Origin of the sequence: Streptomyces odontotermitis, assembly GCF_050510915.1 — a bacterium.
In the GTDB taxonomy this organism is placed as follows: domain Bacteria; phylum Actinomycetota; class Actinomycetes; order Streptomycetales; family Streptomycetaceae; genus Streptomyces.
The window spans coordinates 154,213-174,503 of the sequence record NZ_JBNJLS010000012.1 but is presented as its reverse complement, the minus strand read 5'-3'; the positions used below and the strand labels follow the sequence as shown (position 1 = coordinate 174,503).

The 20,291-nt window shown below is 71.1% G+C and carries 19 protein-coding genes; 9 read left to right on the top strand and 10 right to left on the bottom strand.

From position 1 onward, the window contains the following. Positions 1–460 precede the first annotated feature (460 nt). From ACQB60_RS29320 to ACQB60_RS29290, 7 genes are all read left to right on the top strand, one after another. Positions 461–2,095, top strand: coding sequence for a hypothetical protein (locus ACQB60_RS29320; protein ID WP_496929103.1), 1,635 nt, complete (start codon positions 461–463; stop codon positions 2,093–2,095). After that, positions 2,092–3,240, top strand: coding sequence for an ARPP-2 domain-containing protein (locus ACQB60_RS29315; RefSeq protein WP_496929102.1), 1,149 nt, complete (start codon positions 2,092–2,094; stop codon positions 3,238–3,240). The genes ACQB60_RS29320 and ACQB60_RS29315 overlap by 4 nt, the downstream gene beginning before the upstream one ends. Before the next feature lie 357 nt (positions 3,241–3,597). After that, positions 3,598–4,527 carry a phosphotransferase enzyme family protein gene (locus ACQB60_RS29310; protein ID WP_496929101.1) on the top strand — a complete coding sequence of 310 codons (930 nt, stop codon included), beginning with the start codon at positions 3,598–3,600 and terminating at the stop codon, positions 4,525–4,527. Beyond that, on the top strand, positions 4,524–5,024 hold the full coding sequence (locus ACQB60_RS29305; protein WP_496929100.1) for an NUDIX domain-containing protein: 501 nt from the start codon (positions 4,524–4,526) through the stop codon (positions 5,022–5,024). The genes ACQB60_RS29310 and ACQB60_RS29305 overlap by 4 nt, the downstream gene beginning before the upstream one ends. A 14-nt stretch (positions 5,025–5,038) precedes the next feature. After that, entirely contained in the window at positions 5,039–6,166 is a 1,128-nt protein-coding gene (locus ACQB60_RS29300) for a bifunctional class I SAM-dependent methyltransferase/NUDIX hydrolase (protein ID WP_496929099.1), read from the top strand. Continuing rightward, positions 6,163–6,915: an SAM-dependent methyltransferase gene (locus ACQB60_RS29295; RefSeq protein WP_496929098.1), complete on the top strand. Its 753-nt coding sequence runs from the start codon at positions 6,163–6,165 to the stop codon at positions 6,913–6,915. Before ACQB60_RS29300 ends, ACQB60_RS29295 begins: the two co-directional genes overlap by 4 nt. A gap of 275 nt (positions 6,916–7,190) precedes the next feature. Continuing rightward, a complete protein-coding gene (locus ACQB60_RS29290; protein WP_496929097.1) occupies positions 7,191–8,177 on the top strand; it encodes an ornithine cyclodeaminase family protein in 987 nt (328 codons plus the stop codon). A gap of 30 nt (positions 8,178–8,207) precedes the next feature. Here the strand turns inward: ACQB60_RS29290 and ACQB60_RS29285 are convergent, their stop codons facing one another. From ACQB60_RS29285 to ACQB60_RS29270, 4 genes are all read right to left on the bottom strand, one after another. After that, positions 8,208–9,446, bottom strand: coding sequence for a sulfite oxidase (locus ACQB60_RS29285; protein ID WP_496929096.1), 1,239 nt, complete (start codon positions 9,444–9,446; stop codon positions 8,208–8,210). Between the two features lie 114 nt (positions 9,447–9,560). After that, positions 9,561–10,145 carry a sugar kinase gene (locus ACQB60_RS29280; RefSeq protein WP_496929095.1) on the bottom strand — a complete coding sequence of 195 codons (585 nt, stop codon included), beginning with the start codon at positions 10,143–10,145 and terminating at the stop codon, positions 9,561–9,563. Positions 10,146–10,147: 2 nt separating this feature from the next. Beyond that, positions 10,148–11,302 (bottom strand): ROK family glucokinase, encoded by a 1,155-nt coding sequence (locus ACQB60_RS29275; protein WP_496929094.1) that lies wholly within the window; start codon positions 11,300–11,302, stop codon positions 10,148–10,150. Positions 11,303–11,462: 160 nt separating this feature from the next. After that, entirely contained in the window at positions 11,463–11,831 is a 369-nt protein-coding gene (locus ACQB60_RS29270; protein WP_496929093.1) for a winged helix-turn-helix transcriptional regulator, read from the bottom strand. 76 nt (positions 11,832–11,907) lie between these two features. Between ACQB60_RS29270 and ACQB60_RS29265 the strand changes: the two genes are divergently transcribed. Then, a complete protein-coding gene (locus ACQB60_RS29265) occupies positions 11,908–12,828 on the top strand; it encodes an NAD(P)-dependent oxidoreductase (RefSeq protein WP_496929092.1) in 921 nt (306 codons plus the stop codon). 60 nt (positions 12,829–12,888) lie between these two features. On the opposite strand, the gene ACQB60_RS29260 is transcribed toward ACQB60_RS29265, so the two are convergent. From ACQB60_RS29260 to ACQB60_RS29240, 5 genes are all read right to left on the bottom strand, one after another. Next, on the bottom strand, positions 12,889–13,794 hold the full coding sequence (locus ACQB60_RS29260) for an ATP-binding cassette domain-containing protein (RefSeq protein ID WP_496929091.1): 906 nt from the start codon (positions 13,792–13,794) through the stop codon (positions 12,889–12,891). Further along, a complete protein-coding gene (locus tag ACQB60_RS29255) occupies positions 13,791–14,858 on the bottom strand; it encodes an ABC transporter permease (protein ID WP_496929090.1) in 1,068 nt (355 codons plus the stop codon). Before ACQB60_RS29255 ends, ACQB60_RS29260 begins: the two co-directional genes overlap by 4 nt. Further along, positions 14,855–15,871: a sugar ABC transporter substrate-binding protein gene (locus tag ACQB60_RS29250; RefSeq protein WP_496929089.1), complete on the bottom strand. Its 1,017-nt coding sequence runs from the start codon at positions 15,869–15,871 to the stop codon at positions 14,855–14,857. The genes ACQB60_RS29255 and ACQB60_RS29250 overlap by 4 nt, the downstream gene beginning before the upstream one ends. 101 nt (positions 15,872–15,972) lie before the next feature. After that, on the bottom strand, positions 15,973–16,986 hold the full coding sequence (locus tag ACQB60_RS29245) for a sugar ABC transporter substrate-binding protein (protein ID WP_496929088.1): 1,014 nt from the start codon (positions 16,984–16,986) through the stop codon (positions 15,973–15,975). 134 nt (positions 16,987–17,120) lie between these two features. Then, complete coding sequence (locus ACQB60_RS29240; protein ID WP_496929087.1) at positions 17,121–18,215, bottom strand: protein kinase domain-containing protein; 1,095 nt, start codon at positions 18,213–18,215, stop codon at positions 17,121–17,123. A gap of 137 nt (positions 18,216–18,352) precedes the next feature. On the opposite strand from ACQB60_RS29240, the gene ACQB60_RS29235 reads away from it, so the two are divergent. Continuing rightward, positions 18,353–19,474: an ABC transporter substrate-binding protein gene (locus ACQB60_RS29235; RefSeq protein WP_496929086.1), complete on the top strand. Its 1,122-nt coding sequence runs from the start codon at positions 18,353–18,355 to the stop codon at positions 19,472–19,474. Positions 19,475–19,507: 33 nt separating this feature from the next. On the opposite strand, the gene ACQB60_RS29230 is transcribed toward ACQB60_RS29235, so the two are convergent. Continuing rightward, complete coding sequence (locus ACQB60_RS29230; protein WP_496929189.1) at positions 19,508–20,257, bottom strand: GntR family transcriptional regulator; 750 nt, start codon at positions 20,255–20,257, stop codon at positions 19,508–19,510. Positions 20,258–20,291 lie beyond the last annotated feature (34 nt).

Here is a 20,291-nt window from a genome sequence, read left to right as displayed (position 1 = left end):
TCGCCATCTAGTGAGGGGGCATCGTGCTGCCGTGACTCAGACCGCCTGCGTGGGCCGGTGCGTCCGCTTTTCTTTCTGAGAGATTACTTTCTTCACGTTCCGGCCATGCTGCCGTATGTTCGAAAAGCGAAGAAGAGGACGCTGTTCTCGGCGTCGCGGCCTCACTACCTCGCCCCCCCCTCGCGAGAGGGGACGCCTCAGGGTGGGGCAGTCATCGCCGGTCTGCTTCCTGTTGATCGTTCTCGATGTTTGCGATTGCCGCTGTGCTCGCATTCGCACCGGAGGAACGTCTCCGTCCCCGTCGAAGGAAAACCATGAGGGGTCGGCCCGGCCCGGGTGTTACGTTCGAGGGGCCGGCCGCGGGACTTCGGTGCGACTTCCGACTCTTGCCTGTACAGCAATGCATTCGCAGTTCGTGCCCCCATTCCCCGGCCGGCACCCACTCACCGACGGGGACACCATGGAGACGCACGCCGACCTGATCGCCGCCGAGGACGTGCTGCAGTTCGTGAACGCGGCGATCACCTCCAGCGGCCAGCGCGAGTTCCGCTCGGACGCGGCCGAGCAGCACATGTCCCTGGACTTCCTGCATGAGTACGTACGCGTCAACTACCGCGAGCTGTACGCCGCGACTCTCGCCCTCGACATCAACGACCACAACGCCGCCCGCATCGTCGAACGGCTCCTGGTCACCGCGGGCGAGGTCGGCGCCGAACAGCGTCGCGCCGAGGGGCGGCTCATCGCCGCCCGGCTCGCGGTCCTGCCGCCGCAGCGCGTGTACCGGCTCTTCGGCGCGGTGCGCCGGGCGGGCGTCAACAACCGCCGCACCCGCGCGATCATGCGCGACTGGATCGCGGCACGGCCCGACGCGGGCTTCGACGCCGTGAAGTACCGGAGCGGGTTCAAGGCCGTGGCCCGGCATGTGCATCTGCCCTTCGACCGCGACCGCGACCGCGACGGGGACGGGGGCGGGAGCGGGGGCGGCCACAGCCACGGCAGCGGCGATACGGGCTCCGCGAGCAACCGGCACCCCGCCGAACTCGGCGACTTCCTCTTCGCACCGCGCACCCGCATCCGCTACGAGCACCCGCTCCTCGACACCTTCCGCCGCGCCCACTACGAGCAGGGCGCCCTCTACCGCCTGCCGTTCACGGTCGCCGAGGGGTTCGCCGCCAAGCACGGCATCCCGCGCAAGGTGTTCCTGGAGCGGATCGCGCCGCGGATGACCCGCCGGGAGCGGCTGCGGCTGCAGGGTTCGGCGCAGGCCCACAAGGCCGACGTGGCCGTGGACCTGGCCGCCATGCCGCTGACCCGACTTGCCTCGTACGTCCTGTCCCTGGACCTGGACACTCGGGCCGCGCGACGCGCGGAGCTCACGGATGCGCTGCGGGCCGCGGCACGCCGCGTCGCCGGGCCGCACGCCGGGACGTGGGGGCGGGTCGCGGCGGTCCTCGACGACAGCTTCTCGGCGTCGGGCTCCGGGCAGAAGCGCCGCCGTCCGCTGGCAGTGGCCCTCGCCTGCCACTTCCTGCTCGCCGAACTGGCCGACCGGGACGAACAGTCCCAACCGGCCGAACGGGCAACGGGCTACGTGCCGTTGTGGACCTCCGGCCGCACCGACCCGCTGCTCACCTACCCCTACGGGGCGACCCCGCTCGGCACCCGCATCCTGGACGCCCTCGACCACTCCCCCGCCCGCCTGGTGATCGTCTCGGACGGCTGGGACAACGCGCCGCCCGGCCTGGCCGGCGAGGTGCTGAGGGTGTGGCGCACGCGGCTCGATCCGGACCGCCGTACGAGCGTCGTCCACCTCAACCCCGTATACGACGCGGCCGACTTCGACGTGCGCCGGCTCGCCCCGAGCGTGCCCACGGCCGGGGTCCGGGACGCGGAGGACCTGCCCGCGCTCGTGGAGCTCGCGCAGTTCGCAGAGGGGCGGACGGGGCTCGCGGAGCTGCGGGCCTACATGGACAACCGCGTCAGCATCTTCACCGGCGCCGACCGCGCTCAGACCGCCGACGCAGAGACCATCGGCGCACAGACCTCCACCACACGGACCGCCGACACCTCCTCCGCAGAGAAGACCACGCCATGAACCGGCTCGACCTCACCGGACTCACCACCCGCCCCGCCCAGGTGTGGGGCGGCATCCGCCTGGTCCCGCTGGTCCGCGAGGAACCGATCACAGATCTGCGGCTGCGCCGCGAGCTGTTGGAGGACGCGCTCCTCGCCGTGGAGGCGGGCCGCGGCACCGTCTACACCTCGTACGTCCCGCACGGCTTCGTGGCCGACTGGGCGCGCGACGGCCAGTGGCAGGCGGCGTACGGCACCCAGCTGTGCTCGGACTACGACGCCCCCGACGACGAGCCCGTGCACGCCGTCCCCCTGCGCCGCCTGGTCCAGCGCGCCGGCGCCCAGCGCCTCCGCTTCCTCCCGCTCCACCTGGCCATGGACGGCTACCTCGCCCTCCACTTCGGCGGCCCCTCCGTCCTGTGGGACGAGTGGTCGCAGCGGGCGCTGCGCCGGGGTCTGTCGCCGCGCGCCGAGATGGCGTACGCGGGCGCGGCCGTCGAGGGCCTCGACGACGCCCTGCGGATCTTCGAGATCCACCCGGGGCAGTGCGGCGTCATGGTGTACGCCGCGGACGCGCTCGCCGCCGCGTTCGTGGTGCCGCACCCCGACGACTACCGCGCCCTGCACGCCTCGCTGCTGCAGGACATGTACGGGGAGCTGGTGTACCAGCACGCGTACTACGGGCAGCCGGTGTCCGAGTTCGCAGCGAGGATCGCCGACGATGCGCGGATCCGGTCGCTCGCGGACCTGCGCGCGGCCGCCCGCGAGCAGGAGCGCGCCTGGGCCGAGGCCCATGACACGCAGATGGCGAACGGGCTGCTCGACGAGGCGTACGAGTTCCGTCAGCTGCGGCGCATGGGCGGGTACCGGCTCGTGCGGTTCCTGCCTCCCTTCGAGCGGCAGCGCGAGCAGCACATCGGCGAGGCGATCACCGATCTCAAGGGCCGGGTCGCGTACCTGAAGACGATCCGCCTCGGCGAGAACCAGATCCGCCGCGGCCATCTGCTGTCGCAACTGGCCCGGCACGACTGGAACTTGGAGAACACCGCGGCCACGCTCGGGGCGTCGCCGGTGGAGCTGGTGCGCCGGATCCGGGCGGCCGGTTTCGACGGGCTGCTGAAGCGGCATGTGGTGGAGTCCGCTCAGCGGGGGCGTTGGGGCGACTGAGGAGAACGAGGAGGCCGAGGAGGTCGAGGAGACTGAAGCGGCCGCAATTCCCCAGTCGGGTGACCCAGACCCACAGGAGTGGTTCGAACGCAACGTCACGCCGGTGGAGGGCGGCACCTCTAGGGCACCGACCGCGTTCCGAACTCGCGTTCTAGATTTCGCCCCCTCAGAGCCGTGACGGGCCGTGCTCGGCCCCCGTTCTCCGAGCACTTGTCCGCCTCACGCACCCTCAGGAGCAGCCATGCATCCCTCGCCCCTTCCTGCGCCCGTTCCGCCCGTTCATCCTGCGTTCGAAACTGCCGCCCCCGGTACGGGGTTTGACGCGCCGTCACGACCGGATGATCCGAGGTCCCGCTCATGAGCCGAAGCAGAAGGGCCGGGACGGCCGTGACAGCCGAGGTGATGCCCGGTGCGGTCGCCCGGTGGGTGGAGTCCGTGCTCGGGCCGATCGATCGCGTACGGGGCGCCTCGCGGCGGCGGCCGGGCTCCCGCGTGTGGGAGGTCGTCGCCACCCGCTCGGGGCGCCGGTACTTCGTGAAGGTGTCGCCGAAGCCGGAGTTCTATACGCGGGAGACGTACGCGTACCGGCATGCCGTCCCCGCACTGGGAGCGGGCAACGGGCCCTGCCTCGTGGACAGTTCGGCCGAGCACCTGGCTCTCGTACTGACAGCGGTGGAGGGCGTGCCCGTCGCGCAGCTGGTCGCGGACAGGCGGCTGTCGCCCGTACGGCGTCGTGCCGTTCACCGGCAGGCCGGGGCCCTGCTGCGCCGCTTCCACGAGGCCGGGGCGCCGGACGCCGGGGCAGGGCGGGAAGCCGAGCAGGTCGTCGGCGAGGCGACGGTCGCGGGTGTCGACCGGCACATCTTCGAGGCCGGGCCTCACCTCACCACGGCTGAGGCGGACGTACTGCGCCGCGCCGCAGGCGAGTTGAGGAATGTGGGGCCCTTGCCGGTCGGACTGCGGCATGGGGACTTCTGGGAGCGCAACTTCTTGTGGGACGGGCGGCGATGCGCGCTCGTCGACTTCGAGCGGGGCACGGCGGGGCCGGTGGCCGGTGACTTCGTGCGGCTCGCGGGGGACGTCTGGGACGCGCAGCCGGAGCTGCGGAGTGCCCTCTTCGAGGGATACGGGCGCCAGCTCACCGACGCGGAGGAAAGGGCTCTGACATGCCTCGCCGCGGCCGATGCCGCCAGTGCCCTGGCCTACGGGCCCCGCCACGACGACGCACAGGTGACCGCCCGGGGGCGGCGCACGGTGGAGCGGCTCATGAGAGGGGTCTTCGCGTGAGCGACGAGTCCCAGCCCCCATCCCACGGCCGCCACAGGTACCGGCTGATCGCGGACGTGGTCCAGGTCCTGCTCCGCCCGAACGGCTTCGCCCTGTGCGTCCGCAGAACCGCCACGTCCCCTGTCGCCCCGCTGCAACTCACCCTCGTGGGCGGCCACTTGGAACCTGGAGAGTCCCTGGACCAGGCGGCCCGAAGGGAGGCCCGCGAGGAGACCGGCGTCCACGTCGACGCGTCCCACCAGGAGTTCTGCGGCCTCGTGCACTACAACGACCCCCTCGGCGAGGACCGGATCACCGCCGTGTTCGTGGCGCAGTCCTGGGCCGGAGAGCCGTACAACGCCGAACCGGACAAGCACGACGGGCTGTTCTGGGTGGACATGGAGCAGCCGTCGCCGGACTGCCACCCGTACACGGTGGCGATCTTCCGGATGCTCACCGAGGGACCCTCATATGTGGCGCTGAACTGGCCCTCCTGCGAAGAGGAGGGCGTCTCGTGAAAGGAACCGTCCCGTTGGGATACACACAGCAGCACGAGTGGCACGAGCACTACAGCAGCGGCAAGGGCTTCCGCCCGCTCATCGCCTCTGAGCGGGCCCTGCTGGCCCGGACCGTCGGCCGCCGCCCGGACGACAGCGGCACTGCGGCGACCGCTCTCGACGTGGGCTGCGGGCTGGGCGAACTGGCCGTCTTCCTCAGGGACTTGGGGTACGTGGTCGATGCGGTGGACTACGCGGAGTCGGCGATCGAGACCGCTGCGACGAAGGCCGTCGTCACGGGGGCCGGTGCAGCGAAGACCAGTGCGGGCGACGCCGACGCCGACCGCGGCACCCTTCGCTTCCTGCACCACGACATCGAGCGCGACGACCTCGCGGCCCTCCCCCACCCCCCGTACGACCTGATCACCTTCCGGCTCTCGTACGCCTTCATCCACGACCGCGTCCGCCTCATGCACCGCCTGCGCGAGCTGCTGAAGCCGGGCGGCACCGTCTGCGTCCTCACCCCGGTCGCGGACTCCGTGCCCGAACACCAGCGGGACATCGCGCTCGACGAGGCGGAGATCACCGCGCTGGCCACCGGCTGGGAGACGGTGGAGCGCCACGACGCCGACGGCCTCGCGCTCCTGCTGCTGCGCGGCCCCTCGCCCGCGGCGGTCACCTACGCCAGCAAGGGGCGGCCCGCCCCGCACGCCCTCACCGGGGCGGGCGTCGTCGTCACGGACGCGGCGGGGCGGGTGCTGCTGGGCTGGTCGGTCGCCCGTGACGTGTGGGAGCTGCCCGGCGGGAAGAACGACGCGGACGAGGCGTTCGAGGTGACGGCGGTCAGGGAGCTGGAGGAAGAGACCGGCCTGCGGGCCAGGGCCGGGGACGCGCGGGTGCTCGGCATCCTCATGGACTCCGTCCACGGCATTCCCCGGGTGACCGCCGCCGTGCGCGTCACCGCCTTCTCCGGCGAACCCCGGGTCATGGAGCCGGACTTGATCCGGCGCTGGGAGTGGCACGAGGTGCGCGACCTTCCCCTCCTCGGCCAGTCCCTGTTCACGCCGAGCGCGCATGTGCTCGACACAGTGTGGCCCGGGGTGCTGCCGGACGTGCCGGGCGTACACCGGTACCCCATCTCGCAGAAGGAGAGGGAGAGTTGAGCGACTCGTCCGCCAACGAGGACAGCTGGGCCCGCTACGGCCGGGTCCAGCTCGACCGCGGCTACCTGCCGCCCGTCCCGGAGCGCATCACGTGGGGTCCGTGGCCCGGCGTCGGCCCCGGCGCCGAGGTCCTCGGCGAGATCCGGGGAAAGCGGCTGCTGGACATCGGCTGCGGCCCCGGTCACCATGCGGTCCACCTCGCCCGCGCACATGGCGCCCAGGTGGACGCGGTCGACCTCTCACCCACCCAGCACGAACGGGCCCTCCGCCGGTCCACGCCGGGCGTGCGCTTCCTCCACGCCGATGTGGTCGACCACCTCAGGAACAGGAACAGGAACGGGAACGCGAAAGGGAAAGGGAACCAGACTCCGTACGACGCCGCGTACGCCATCGGCACCCTCGGCTGCGTCGACCCGCACCACGTACTGCCCGCACTGCGCGACCATCTCGCCGACGGCGCCGCCTTCGTCTTCTCCGCCCTGCACACCAATCTCGACGGCGCCGGACCGCGCAGCACCGTGGCCCCGCGCCCGGAGATGATCCGCCTGCGCGACACCCCACCGATCCCGCTCCAGATGTGGGTACTCACACCCCAACTCTGGGAGGACCTCCTCACCGACACCGGCTTCCTCGTGGAGGCCGTCGACCTCCTGCACGCCCCCACGGCCACCGGCAGCCCGGTGATCCACCAACTCATCCGCGCCCGGCGCCACTTCAGCCTCAGCAGCCACCGCAGTTGTAGAACGTGACGTCCCAGTGGCTGTACGTGCCGCTGGCGTGCCCCGTTTCCGTGCCGCCGGTGATGGTGAGCGCGCAGCCGGTGGCCTTTTGAGCGTCACGGCGCCGAGTACGGTGTTGAGGTTGAGCTGCTCGAACGAGGTGCAGTTGGGTCGGCTTCATCAGAGTTGCCTTCTGACACCAGCAACACACCGAGCGGCGATGGCGTCTCAGCGATCATGTGGTCAGCAGGATCAGGGTTCCGACCACGATCGACCATGACCATGACCATGAAGAGGCCGCCCGCATGCACCTGAACCAGCAGCCGCCCGCCACACCTGCCCCCGTCCCCGCCCCCGCCCCCTACATCGACGCCGAGACGCTGACCCGCTTCGCCCCCATGCCCTCGGCGATCGAAGCGGTGGAAGCCGTCCTCAGGGGCGGGCTCGATCCGGAGGCGGAGCCCGCGCGTGGTGTCGTCGACGTGCCCGGTGGGCAGCTCCTGCTGATGCCGTCGTCCACCGCCTCGTACACGGGCGTGAAGGTCGCCAGCGTCACCCCGGGGAACCCCGCGCGCCAACTCCCCCGCATCCAGGGCCTGTACGTCCTCCTCGACGGCGTGACCCACGCACCCCTCGCCCTGCTCGACGCCATCGCCCTGACCTCGCTGCGCACCCCGGCCGTGTCCGGCGCGGCGATCGGGCACCTCGCCGTCCCGGACGCCCGCCGTCTCCTCGTCTTCGGGACGGGGCCGCAGGCGTGGGGGCATGTCGAGGCCGTACGGGCCGTGCGGCCGGGCGTGGAGCACGTGGACGTCGTCGGGCGGAGCGCCGCCCGCGTGGACGCCTTCGCCGAGCGGTGCCGGGCAGCGGGCCTGGCGGCCTCCCCCGCGTCCCCCGCGGACGTCGCCCGCGCCGACGTGGTCTGCTGCTGCACCACGGCCCGCGAACCCCTCTTCGACAGTTCCCTGCTGCCCGGCCACGCCACCGTCGCCGCGGTCGGCTCCCACGAACCGGATGCCCGTGAAGTGGATGAGCACCTGGTGGGGCGGGCGTTGGTGGTCGCGGAGTCGCGTGCCGTCGCGATGCGGGAGTGCGGTGACATCGTGCTCGCCGTGGGCGCGGGGGCCTTCGACGCCGCGCACGTGACGACGTTGGACGCTCTGGTGCGTGGTGAGGTCGAAGTCCCGGACGGGCGGCCGCGGTTGTTCAAGTCCGCGGGCATGGCCTGGGAAGACCTCGCCGTGGCGGCGGCGGCTTATGAAAGGTGGGCTGCTGAGCGACTGACCGGCTGAAGTGCCGAGCCGGTCAGCGGCCGCCTCCCCTCACACCACCCGCACCGCATGCCGCACCACCGCGTCGAACAGATACCCCTGCGTGTTGTGCACCGTCGTGAACGGCTGCCTGCGGCCACCGGCATCCGTGGCGCGGGCCAGGAGGTGTGTGGGGCCCTGAGCCGTCGGGCGCCAATTCACCGACCACCGGCTCCAGTTGGCGGGGCGCGGGGCATCGTGGAGGCGGGCCCGGCGCCACGTCCTGCCTGCGTCCGTGCTGATGTCGACCCGGGCGACGGGTGCCGTGCCCGACCAGGAGCGGCCGGTCAGACGGTGCGTGGCGCCCGCTCGCAGCTCCGCGTCCCAGGGGAGTTCGAAGGCCGACTTGAGGGTCTGGCGGGTGAGCGGGGCGCTCCCCTCCGCCGGGTAGGCGTCGCCGAAGAGGCGGTAGAAGTCCGTGTTCCAGGGGGAGGACAGAGGTGCCGTGGAGACCTCTATGTCGCCCAGCCACTTGATCGACGCTATGCCGACCCAGGACGGGACGATCAGGCGGACCGGGTGGCCGTGGTCCGGCGGCAGCGGGGCGCCGTTCATCTCGTACGCCACGATCACGTCGTCCATGGCCTTGGCCAGTGGGAGCGGGCGGCGGACCCGGCCGAGGTTGGTGCCGTCCGCGGTGACGTAGTCGGCGTCCAGGCCGCGCGGGAGGATGTCCACCGCCCGCCTGGACACGCCTGCCTGGCGCAGGACGTCGGCCAGACGGGCGCCGCGCCAGCGGGCCGCGCCGATCGCGCCGAGGGTCCACGCCGTTCCCGCCACCTCCTGGCCCTGCTGCGTCGCGAAGAAGCTGCGCGCGTTGCCCGCGCACTCCACGACGGCCGTACGCGTCACCGACGGGAGCCGCTTGAGGTCAGCGAGGGTGAACTCCCTCGGGCCGGACTTCAGGCCGTCTCCCCACACCGTGAGCCGCCACGTCCCGGCGTCCAGGACGGGCGTCGCCGTGTGGTTGCGGACGAAGAAGTGCGAGACCGGGGTCAGCCGGCCCGTGCCCGCCAGGGACGCGAACTTCGTCTCGGCGTTGGTGCCCCGGATCGTGAAGCGGTCCGAGGGGAGCGGCTTGATGATGCCCGGTCCTGCCGCTCCTGCTGCAGCAGCTGGGGCTGCGGCCGGCGCCGAGGGCAGCGTCGCCGCCACCCCCGCCGCCGCGGCCAGGCGCAGCACGTCCCTTCGGGAGGACCCGTCGGGCGCGTCGGACCGCTGCTGCTCTTCATGTACGTCAGTTCTCGGCACTCCGCGAGTCTAGGAACGCCGCAGCGCCCCGGCCCAGGTCAACTCCCGTACTGCAATACGGCGTTCACACCGGACATGGCGCGTTCACCGAGTCGTGGTTCACGGAGTCGTGGTTCACGGAGTCGTCGTCGACACGATGTACACCATCGGGTGCTGCGGGTTGGAGCGGTTCACCACGATGTCCAGGGTGGGGACGGGGTCCTTCTGTTCGTGCGTGGTGCCGTACCAGGGGCCGGGGCCCGAGAAGTCCCAGCCGACGACCTTCTGGTCGCGCTTGCTGATGGTGAAGTCGTCCTTCTTCAGCTTGTCCTCGCTGGTGCCGGTCTCCTTGAAGAACCTGTCCAGGCCCTCGTTGCTCGTGAGGAACTGCACGTAGAGGCGGCTGGTGCGCCAGTTGTTCGTCTCGTAGTAGGCGACCTCCGCCGAGTACGGCGGGATCCACACGTCGTACAGACGGCGCTGGACCCTGGAGGGCCAGCCCGCCGTGAGGCCCGTGGCGGAGTACTTGGCTTCCTTGTCGCGGCCGCTGTCGCGGGACTGGTTCGCGGAGATCACCAGGTAGCCGGCGGGGACGCCGATCAGCAGGACGATGATCGTCGCCGTGATCCACCGGCGGCGGATCATGTGGCGGCGGTCCTCAGGGGGGCGCTGGCCTTCGCCCGGGGAGTCCGGCGACGAGGGCTGGCGGGGCACGGTCATGGTTACTGGGTTCCCTGAGTGGTGCGGTTGGCGCGGAGTGCTTCGGCGTACCGCTCGTAGCGTTCGTAGCGCTCCACGCGCCGGCGGTTGGCGCGGCGGAAGCGACGGGCGACGAGTCGGGCCAGGTCGGCGGCGCCGACCATACCCGCTTCCGGGCCGAGCTGGGCGCGGGCGATGCGTGCCTCGGGGCGGTAGCCGCGGCCGGTGAGGTGGCGGCGGAAGGCGTCCCGCGCCGGGCCGATGAGGAGGTCGTCGGCCGCCGAGACGCCCCCGCCGATCACGAAGCAGGAGGGGTCGAGGGCCGCCGCGAGGTTCGCGATGCCCACGCCAAGCCACTGGCCGATGTCCTGGAGCAGCTCCACGCACATCGCGTCGCCCTCGCGGGCCAGCTCGGTGATGAGCGGGCCCGTGATGTCGGGGACGTTGCCCTTCACGCGCTCGATGATGTTGTACGCGACCGGGGAGTCCGCCGCGGCGAGCTCGCGCGCCTCGCGGACCAGGGCGTTGCCCGAGCTGTACTGCTCCCAGCAGCCGCGGTTGCCGCACGGGCAGCGGTGCCCGCCCGGGACCACCTGCATATGGCCGAATTCCCCGGCCACCCCGAATTTCCCGCGCTTGACCTGCCCGTCCTCGAGGATCGCGCCGCCGATGCCGGTGCCGAGCGTGATCATGACGAGGTGGTCCTCGCCGCGGCCCGCGCCGAAGCGCCACTCGGCCCAGGCGGCCGTGTTCGCGTCGTTGTCCACCATGACGGGGACGGCGAGGCGGCCGGAGATGCGGTCGCGGAGCGGCTCGTTGCGCCACGACAGGTGCGGGGCGAAGAGCACGCGGTTGCGGTCCGCGTCCACCCAGCCGGCCGCGCCGATGCCGACCGCGTGCACGTCGTGCCGGTCGGAGAGGTCGAGGACCAGCTCGACGATGGTGTCCTCGACGACCTTGGGGCTCTTCGACTTGTCCGGGGTCTCCGTGCGGAGGGTCTCCAGGATGTGCCCGTCGGCGTCGACGACGCCCGCCATCACCTTCGTACCGCCGATGTCGATGCCGACGGTGGGCACGCGGGGCGCCGTCAGATGGGAGCGGCGTTCGCGCGTGCCCACGGTCCGCAGGACGGTGGCACGTGCGGAGCCGCGGTGGGCCAGATCGCGGTAGGTGCTCATTGCGGCGATTCTGCCTCACCCGCGCGGGGGCGCGCACAACGGGGACCGGCGAGCGCCGCGCGCGGGGCCGGGCTCCCCATACCCACCTTTTTGTGCGTACTGGGCAACGGGGCTCCGCAGGTAGAGGCTGTTCCACGAGGCCGCAGGCGGCCACGGCAGGTCACACGAGGTGAGGAGGTGAGAGCTCGCTTTCGCGTTCGCGGAGGCGGTCCAGGCGGCGGTGTCCCCAGTCGGACACGGGGCCCAGGGCCAGCGACAGGTCCCGGCCGAATGCGGTGAGCGTGTACTCGGTCTTCGGCGGCAGCACGTCGTACACCTCCCGGTGCACAAGGCCGTCCTCCTCCATCTCGCGCAGCGCCTGAGTCAGCACCTTCTCGCTCAGGCCGGGCAGCCGGCGCCGCAGCTCGGCGGGCCGTTGCGGGCCCGACTCCAGCAGCCACAGCAGGGACGTCTTCCACTTGCCGTCGATCACGGCGATCGCGGCGGTCACTCCGCAGACGTTCGGGTCCAGCGCCCGGCTGCGCGTCATCGGCGTCCCCTTCTCTTCCTTCTTTTTCTTCTTTTTCTTTTCTTCGCTCTGCCTTTTTATCTACAGGAGTTGCAACATGTCCGCGTCCACGAAGCTTCCTTCTGCTCATCCTTCTGCTCTTCCTTCGGTCACCGTCGTCGGCCTCGGCCCCATGGGGCGTGCGCTCGCCGGTGCCTTCCTGAAAGCGGGAGTGCGGACCACGGTCTGGAACCGGACCCCCGGCAAGGACCAGGAGCTGATCGCGCAGGGAGCGCTCGGCGCCGCCTCCCCCGAGGAGGCCGTCGCCGCCAGTGACCTGACCGTCGTCTGCGTCGTGCACTACGACGCGTCCGACGCCGTCCTGCGCGGCGAGCCGGTCACCCGGGCCCTGAAGGGCCGTACCGTCGTGAACCTCACCGCCGACACCCCCGCACGGGCCCGCGACACCGCGGAGTGGGCCGCCGCCCACGGCATCCGGTACCTCGACGGCGCGATCATGACCCCGGCCCCGAGCATCGGGACGCCGGAGGCCGTGTTCCTGCACAGCGGGCCGCAGGACCTGTACGAGGAGCACCGTCCCGTCCTCGATGCGCTCGGCGGCACGCACACCCACCTCGGCGAGGAGATCGGGCGCGCGGCCACCTTCGACCTCGCGCTGCTCGACCTCTTCTGGACGTCGATGGCGGGCTTCGCGCACGCCGTGGCGATCGCCCGCGCCGAGGGCGTCACCGCCGGGGAGCTGGCCCCCTTCGCCCAGGGGATCGCGGCGATCCTGCCGCCGCTGTTCACCGAGTTCGCGAAGGACGCCGACGAGGGCACCTACTCCGGGGCGATCAACCCCATCACCTCGGCCGCGTCGACCATGGCCCACGTCATCGACGTGTCCGAGAGCAACGGCATCGACGCGGCCGTGATGCGCGCCGTGGAGGGCCAGGCCCGGCGCACGATCGGGCTGGGCCATGGGACGGACGGGTTCCTGCGGGTGGCGGAGGTGCTGGCCCGCACGTCCCGCGGCTGACGACGGGGGTCGCTGATCCCCCTGGGCCGGGCGGAACGCACCCGGCCCAGGGGGTCTCCGCTACTTCTCGGTCCCGTCCGCCGCGTGCCCGCCCACATGCGAGGGCTCCGGCGCCCGCTCCAGCTCGTGACGGAGGTCGTCCAGTTCGCTGCCGCCCGCCATCTGGCGGGTGAGCTCGTCCAGGGTGATCTCGTCGCGCGTGTGGCTGCCGAACATCGTGCCGCGCTTGAGCAGCACGAAGCGGTCGCCGACCAGGTAGGCGTGGTGCGGGTTGTGGGTGATCAGCACGACGCCGAGGCCCGCGTCCCGCGCCGCCGCCACGTACTTGAGGACGACGCCGGACTGCTTGACGCCGAGCGCCGCGGTCGGCTCGTCGAGCACGAGGACCTTCGCGCCGAAGTAGACGGCGCGCGCGATCGCCACGCACTGGCGCTCGCCGCCGGAGAGCGTGCCGATCGGCTGGTCCACGTCGCGCAGGTCGATGCCCATGCGCAGCAGCTCGGCGTGGGTCGTGCGGCGCATGAAGTCGATGTCCATGCGCTTGAAGGGGCCCGCGCCCTTCGTCGGCTCGGAGCCGAGGAAAAAGTTGCGCCAGACCGGCATCAGCGGGACGACGGCCAGGTCCTGGTAGACCGTGGCGATGCCGCGGTCCAGGGCGTCGCGCGGGTTGGCGAGGCGGGTCTCCTCGCCCTCGATCCGGAAGGTGCCGGAGTCGTGCTGGTGCAGACCCGCGATGATCTTGATGAGGGTCGACTTGCCCGCTCCGTTGTCGCCCAGGACGCAGGAGATCTCGCCCGCGTGGACCTGGAGGGAGACGCCTTCCAGGGCGCGGATGTTGCCGTAGTACTTACTGACGTCGTCGAGCTCGACGAGGGGGGTGCGGTCCGCATCTGCCTGCGAGGGGGCGGCGGACTCGGCGTCGGCGGCCTTCTTGTCGTCGGCGGCCTTCTTGTCGTCGGTCGTCATTTCGTCGCCTCCGCGCGCTTGCGGACCCAGTGGTTGAGCAGGGTGGCCAGGAGCAGCATCACGCCGAGGAAGAACTTGAACCAGTCCGAGTCCCACTCGGCGAACACGATGCCCTTGCTGACCATGCCGAAGATCAGGGCGCCGACGGCCGCGCCGACCGCCGAGCCGTAGCCGCCGGTGATCAGACAGCCGCCGATGACGGCCGCGACGATGTAGATCAGCTCGTTGCCGACGCCCTCGCCGGACTGCACGGTGTCGTACGAGAAGAGGAGGTGCTGGCCCGAGATCCAGGCGCCGAAGCCGACGCCCATGTAGAGGCCGATCTTGGTCTTGTTGACCGGGACGCCGATGGCACGGGCCGCGTCCTCGTTGCCGCCGACCGCGAAGATCCAGTTGCCGACGCGGGTGCGCAGCAGGATCCAGGTGGCGACCGCGACGAGGGCGAGCCACCACACGATGGTGATCTTGTAGTCGACGCCGCCGATGGTGAGCGTCGAGGCGAAGAAGGACTTCGCGGAGGAGAAGCCCTCCATGTCGGAGATCGACTTCGTGCCGACACCGTCCTGGATCAGCTTCGTGAAGCCCAGGTTCATGCCCGTCAGCATCAGGAACGTGCCGAGCGTGACGATGAAGCTCGGCATGTCGGTGCGGGTCAGCATGACGCCGTTGAAGACGCCGATCCCCAGGGTGACCAGGAGCGAGACGCCGACGCCCACCCAGATGTTGGCGGTCATCTGGTAGCTGAACATCGACGAGATCAGCGCGGACGACGTGACCAGGACGCCCGCCGACAGGTCGAACTCGCCGCCGATCATCAGCAGCGCGACCGGCACCGCCATGATGCCGAGCGTCGACGCCGCGTACAGGACCGTGGCGAGGCTCGGCGCCTCCAGGAAGCTGTCGGCGACGACGGAGAAGAACAGGAACACCGCGACCGCGCCGACGACCGAGCCGAGCTCGGGACGGCCCATCAGCTTCTTCAGCGGCGAACGCCTGATCAGACGCTCGTCACCGGCCTCGGGCTGCTTCGGCTCCGATACGGGAGCTGGTGCCGGTGCCGTCATCGCGTCCCTCGCTTCGCGTAGTCCTCCAGCTCGGCCGCCTGGTCCTTGGTGATGATCTGCGGGCCGGTGAGGACCGGCTTGCCGCCACCGAGGACGTCGGCGTTGTACTTGTACAGCCACATCAGGTCCACGGCCTCGTATCCCTGGAGGTAGGGCTGCTGGTCGACGGCGAAGCCCAGAGCGTCGGACTTCAGGCCCGCCGCGACCTTCTCGTTCAGGTCGAAGGTGTCGATCTCGGCGTCGCTGCCCGCGCCTTCCTTGGCCTTGACCGCGGTGTCGGCGAAGGGCGCGCCGAGCGTGACGACCGCGTCGACGGACGAGTCGGCCTGCAGCTTGGACTCGATGGACGCCTGTACGTCCGGCATGTTCGTGCCGGTCACGTAGAGGTTCTCCATCTTCCCTTCGAAGGTCTTCTTGGCGCCCGCGCAGCGCTGCTCGTGCCCGACGTTGCCCTGCTCGTGCAGGACGCAGATGGCCTTCTTCTTGCCGCGCTTGTTGAGCTCCTCGCCGACGGCCTCGCCCGCGATCGTCTCGTCCTGGCCGATGTGGGTGAGGGCGCCGAAGTCCTTGGACTCCTCGGAGCCGGAGTTCACCGTGATGACCGGGATGCCCTTCTTCTTGGCGCGGGCCAGGGCGTCCTTCATCGCGGCTGGCTTGGCCAGGCTGACGATGATCCCGTCGACGTCCTTGTCGATGTACGAGTCCACCAGCTGGGCCTGCTGCTGGGCCTGGTCGTCGTTGGCGTACAGGAACTGGATGTTGTCCTTGTCGGCGGCCTGCTGGGCGCCGTTGCGGACGATGTCCCAGAAGCTGTCGCCCTTGCCCGCGTGGGTGACCATCGCGACCTTCCAGCGGGGCGTGTCGACGGCGGCCCGGCCGTTGGCGAGCCCCGCCTTGCGCGCGTCCTCCGCGCGCTTGCCTCCGGTGCTGCTGCACCCCGCGAGGGAGGTCACCCCGAGCACCGCTGCCAGCACGGCGCCCAGCGCGCGTACCCCTGTCTGAACCCTTGCCACGACGCCGTGCCCTTCTTGCTCTTGCTCTGCTCCTCGGTGCGGCCGACGCGGATCTACGGCACCGGCCGCCCAAGTATCGACCACGACGATCGTCGATGTGGTCACCGGGTACCGCGCGCGGTGTACTTCTCGAGCCGCTGGAGCCGGTCGGTGTCGTCGGCGGAGATGATCTCGGGCCCGGTGAAGACCTGCTTGCCGCCACCGAGCACATTGCTGTTCCACTTGTAGAGCCACAGCAGGTCGACGGCCTCGTACCCCTGAAGGTAGGGCTGCTGATCGACGGCGAAGGCGAACTTCTTGCTCTTGAGGTTGTCCAGGACCTCACGGTTCAGGTCGAAGGTGGCGAGCTGCGCCTTGCTGCCGGTCTCCTGCTTGGCCTTGAGGGCGTACTCGGCGATGGGGGCACCAAGCGTCACCACGGCATCGATGTCCTTGGTGGCCTGGAGCTTGGCACTGATGGAGGACTGGGAGGCGGGCGCGTTCGTCCCCTCTACGTTCAGATTCTCGATGGTCCCGTCGAAGGTCTTCTTCACGCCCGCGCAGCGCGCCTCGAGCGAGACGTTGCCCTGCTCATGGATGACGCAGATCGCCTTCTTGCGCTTCTCCTCGTTGAGCTGGCGCCCCACGGCCTCACCGGCGACGGACTCGTCCTGCCCGATGTGGCTGAGCGCCCCGTTCCGCGCCGAGAACTCCCCACCGGAGTTGATGGTGATGACCGGGATGCCCGCCTTCTTGGCGTTGGCGAGGGGCTCCTTCATCGCCTCGGGCTTGGCGAGCGTGACGATGATCCCGTCGACCTTCTTGTCCACGTACGACTGAAGGGCCTGGGCCTGCCCCTTGGCTTCCTTGTCATTGGCGTACAGGAACTGCACGTTGTCTTTCCCGGCCGCCTGCTGGGCGCCCTTGCGCACGATGTCCCAGAAGCTGTCGCCTTCTCCGGCATGGGTGACCATCGCGATCTTGAGCCGCGGTGTGGAGACGCCTTTGCCACCGCCCGCGCTGCCATCCCCGTCGTCCTCGCTGCCCTTGCCGCCGGAACTGCTGCAACCGGCGGCGGCGAGCGCGACGGCCGCGAGGAGCACGGCCGTGGTGCGGGCGTGCCGACGTATGCGCATGGTGGGGCCCCCTTCTCGCGCCGCAGGGTTGCGGCTGCCGGATTACGGCTGGCGGATTACGGCTGTCGGAGTTCTAGCGGGGGATGCGCGGCACCGTCAATGACTTTGTCATAACATTCTGACGACTCGCTGCGTCAGCGACCGAGGTACGCGTCGACCTGGGCGCGGTCGTAGCCGCGCCGCACGAGGGTGAAGGCCGGGACCGGGCCCCGCTCCTCGACGGGCAGCGCGAGGTAGGCACCGACCTCCTTCCGGTCGTAGCCATATCGAACCAACTCGAAATCGACGTCGATCGGGGATGCCGCGGAGGCCACGCTCGGCTCCCGCCGGGGGCCGCTTCTGGGTCCACTCTCAGGGCCGCTTCCCCATCGGCGGAGCGCTTCGGCGACATCGGCGGCACGTGCGTATCGCTGGTCTGGTTCCTTGCGCAGCAAGGTCAGTACGAGCTCGTCCCAGTGGAGCGGGATGTGTGCGGCCACCGAGCTGGGCGCCGGCGGGTCCTGGACGAGATGTGCGGTGAGGTGGCCGACCGCGTCGGGGGCCAGGAACGGCGGCCGACCGGTGATCAGCTCGAAGAGGAGGCAGCCGAGCGCATACAGGTCGCTGCGTGCTTCGGGGCGGCCGCGTGCTTGTTCAGGCGCCATGTACGGGGGCGAACCCACGATGAAGCCGGTCCGAGTGAGGCGACCGGCCGTCGCGTGAGGGTCGGCGGCGTGGGAGTTGGCCGCGTGAGGGTCGGCGGCCCTCGCGATACCGAAGTCGAGAACCTTCACGGTGCCCGCCGTCGTGACGAGCACGTTCGAGGGCTTGATGTCCCGGTGCAGGACTCCGGCCTCGTGCGCGGCGGCCAGGGCGTCACAGATCTGCGCGCCCCAGCGGGCGGCGTCCGGCAGGGCGACGGGACCGCGGCGTGCCACCGCGTCGAGCGCCTCGCCCCGCAGGAGTTCCATCACCAGGAACGGCGCCCTGCCGCCCTCGGTGTCCGTCTCGCCCAGATCATGGACGGTCACCACGTTCGGGTGCTGCAGCGCCGCGGTGAGCCGTGCCTCGCGCAAGAACCTCGCACGCGCCTCGTCACCCCCGCTCCCACCCCCGGCAAGCAGCGCGATCAGCTTGACCGCGACCGGGCGCCCCAGCGTCTCGTCACGCGCCTCCCAGACCTGGCCCATGCCGCCCGCACCGACCTGACGCAGCAACCGGTACCTGCTCCCCAGGATCTGATCGCCCACCGTCGCGCCTCCCCCGACTCGAAGGTGACGTGCGACGACGCCACACCAGACACCCCTACCCCAAGAGTGCTACCAACCCATGCCCTTGGCGAGACAGGGGTTGCCCGGCGACGCAACCGATGGATGGAATGGCCGCCATGATCACCCATCAGATCGGCGCCCTCGTTCCGCTGACCCGTCCCGGCTGGACCGAGGCGGGCCAACACCTGCTCGCCGGGCTCGAGTTGGGCGTGCGCGACGTCAATGACAGCGGCGGTATCGACGGACGGCCGCTGGAGTTGCTGGTCAGGGACACCGCAGCCGATCCACAACGGGCCGCGGCGGCCGTCGACGAACTGGCCGGTCTGGGCGTGGTCGCCCTCGCCGGGGAGTATCACAGCGTCGTCGCGCGCGCCGCCGCCGTCCGGGCCGACGCGCTCGGCCTGCCGTTCCTGTGCTCGTCAGCGGTGCTCGACGCGCTCACCGACCAGCCGACGGACCGGGTCGCGCGCCTCGCCCCACCGCAGTCCCGCGGCTGGCGGATCTACGCGGACTTCCTCCTCGGGGCGGGCCACCGCCGCATAGCCGTGGCGGCGCAGCCGAGCATCTACTGGGCTTCGGGGACCCGTATCCTCCGCGACCACGTCACCCGACACGGCGGCACCGTCATCGAGATCGAACTCGAAGCGGGCACGCCCTCGCCCACGGCGGTCACGTCGGTCACGTCGGTCACGTCGGTGTGCGACGCCCTCGCCGACAGCGGCGCAACCGCCCTTCTCCTCCTGGCCGGCCACCCGGACCCGGCCGTGCCGATCGTCCGGTCCGTGCGCGGCGACCGGCGCCTGGGCGAGATCTTGATCGGCGCCCCGGCCGGGCAGCCGGAGTTCGCCGAGTGGGCGACGTCGCTGGGCGCCGACGGCGCGGGGATCCCGTTCCTGCGCTACCTGCCCGAAGCCCTCAGCCCACTGGGCGCACGCGTCGAGGCGACGCTGCGCGGGCGACTGGCCCAGGCGCCCTCCTTCGTCGCCTTCGAGGGCTACGACACGGCGCTCGTCCTCGCGGACGCGCTGCGTTCGGGCGGGGCGGACCGGGCGCGCACGGCCGTCTCCTGGCCCGGCGTCGTGGTCGAGGGCACGCGCGGGAAGATCCAGTTCTCCCGTACGCCGGGCATCGGCCTGTGGCAGTGGGACCGGACGCCGATTCAGGTCGTCGACCGGGACCCGGCGGAACCGGACCGCTTCCGGATCCTGCACGCCGAGGAGGACCCCGGGCCGCTGTAGGGCTCCAGATCTCTGCCGTAGGGCTCCAGATCCCTACGGCCGTACGAGGAGCTGGAACTCGAAGGAGTAGCGCGAGGCCCGGTACGTGTGGGAGCCGAACTCGACGGCGCGGCCGGTGTCGTCGAAGGTCGTGCGGGTCATGGTGAGCAGCGGGGCGCCCTCCGGTTCACCGAGGCGCTCGCCCTCCTCGGCGGTGGCGGCACGGGCACCGACGGACTGGCGGGCGCTGTGCAGGGTGATGCCCGCGGCGCGCATGAGCCGGTACAGGCCCGTGGCCTCGAGGCGCTCGGTCTCCAGGGCCATGAGGCCCGCCGGAATCTGATTGCGCAGATACGCCATGGGCTCGCCGTGCGCGAGCCGCAGCCGCTCCACCACGTGCACGTCGCTGCCCTCCGCGACGCCGAGGGCGGCGGCGGCCTCGGGCCCCGCGGGCTCGACCGCGTTGTGCAGGACCCGGGTCTGGGGGCGCTGGCCCGCCGCCTCCAGGTCGTCGTACAGGCTGCTGAGCTCCAGCGGGCGTTTGACCTGGCTGTGCACGACCTGGGTGCCGACGCCCCGGCGGCGCACGAGGAGGCCCTTGTCGACGAGGGACTGGATGGCCTGCCGGACGGTGGGCCGGGACAGACCGAGCCGCCCGGCCAGCTCGATCTCGTTCCCGAGCAGGCTGCCCGGGGTCAGCGCACCGCGCTCGATCGCCGCTTCCAGCTGCTGCGCGAGCTGGAAGTAGAGCGGGACCGGGCTGGTGCGGTCGACGCCGAGCTGGAGGGCGGCGGTGGGGTCCACGACGGGTCGCGCGGCTGATTTGGGCACGGAGCGA

Excerpts from the sequence above, each read along its gene's own strand:
- ACQB60_RS29265 (WP_496929092.1), top strand. The coding sequence starts at position 11,908 with ATGTCCGCGTCCACGAAGCTTCCTTCTGCTCATCCTTCTGCTCTTCCT.
- ACQB60_RS29260 (WP_496929091.1), bottom strand. The coding sequence starts at position 13,794 with ATGACGACCGACGACAAGAAGGCCGCCGACGACAAGAAGGCCGCCGAC.
- ACQB60_RS29315 (WP_496929102.1), top strand. The coding sequence starts at position 2,092 with ATGAACCGGCTCGACCTCACCGGACTCACCACCCGCCCCGCCCAGGTG.
- ACQB60_RS29310 (WP_496929101.1), top strand. The coding sequence starts at position 3,598 with ATGAGCCGAAGCAGAAGGGCCGGGACGGCCGTGACAGCCGAGGTGATG.
- ACQB60_RS29280 (WP_496929095.1), bottom strand. The coding sequence starts at position 10,145 with ATGACCGTGCCCCGCCAGCCCTCGTCGCCGGACTCCCCGGGCGAAGGC.
- ACQB60_RS29245 (WP_496929088.1), bottom strand. The coding sequence starts at position 16,986 with ATGCGCATACGTCGGCACGCCCGCACCACGGCCGTGCTCCTCGCGGCC.
- ACQB60_RS29275 (WP_496929094.1), bottom strand. The coding sequence starts at position 11,302 with ATGAGCACCTACCGCGATCTGGCCCACCGCGGCTCCGCACGTGCCACC.
- ACQB60_RS29270 (WP_496929093.1), bottom strand. The coding sequence starts at position 11,831 with ATGACGCGCAGCCGGGCGCTGGACCCGAACGTCTGCGGAGTGACCGCC.
- ACQB60_RS29235 (WP_496929086.1), top strand. The coding sequence starts at position 18,353 with ATGATCACCCATCAGATCGGCGCCCTCGTTCCGCTGACCCGTCCCGGC.
- ACQB60_RS29255 (WP_496929090.1), bottom strand. The coding sequence starts at position 14,858 with ATGACGGCACCGGCACCAGCTCCCGTATCGGAGCCGAAGCAGCCCGAG.
- ACQB60_RS29290 (WP_496929097.1), top strand. The coding sequence starts at position 7,191 with ATGCACCTGAACCAGCAGCCGCCCGCCACACCTGCCCCCGTCCCCGCC.
- ACQB60_RS29320 (WP_496929103.1), top strand. The coding sequence starts at position 461 with ATGGAGACGCACGCCGACCTGATCGCCGCCGAGGACGTGCTGCAGTTC.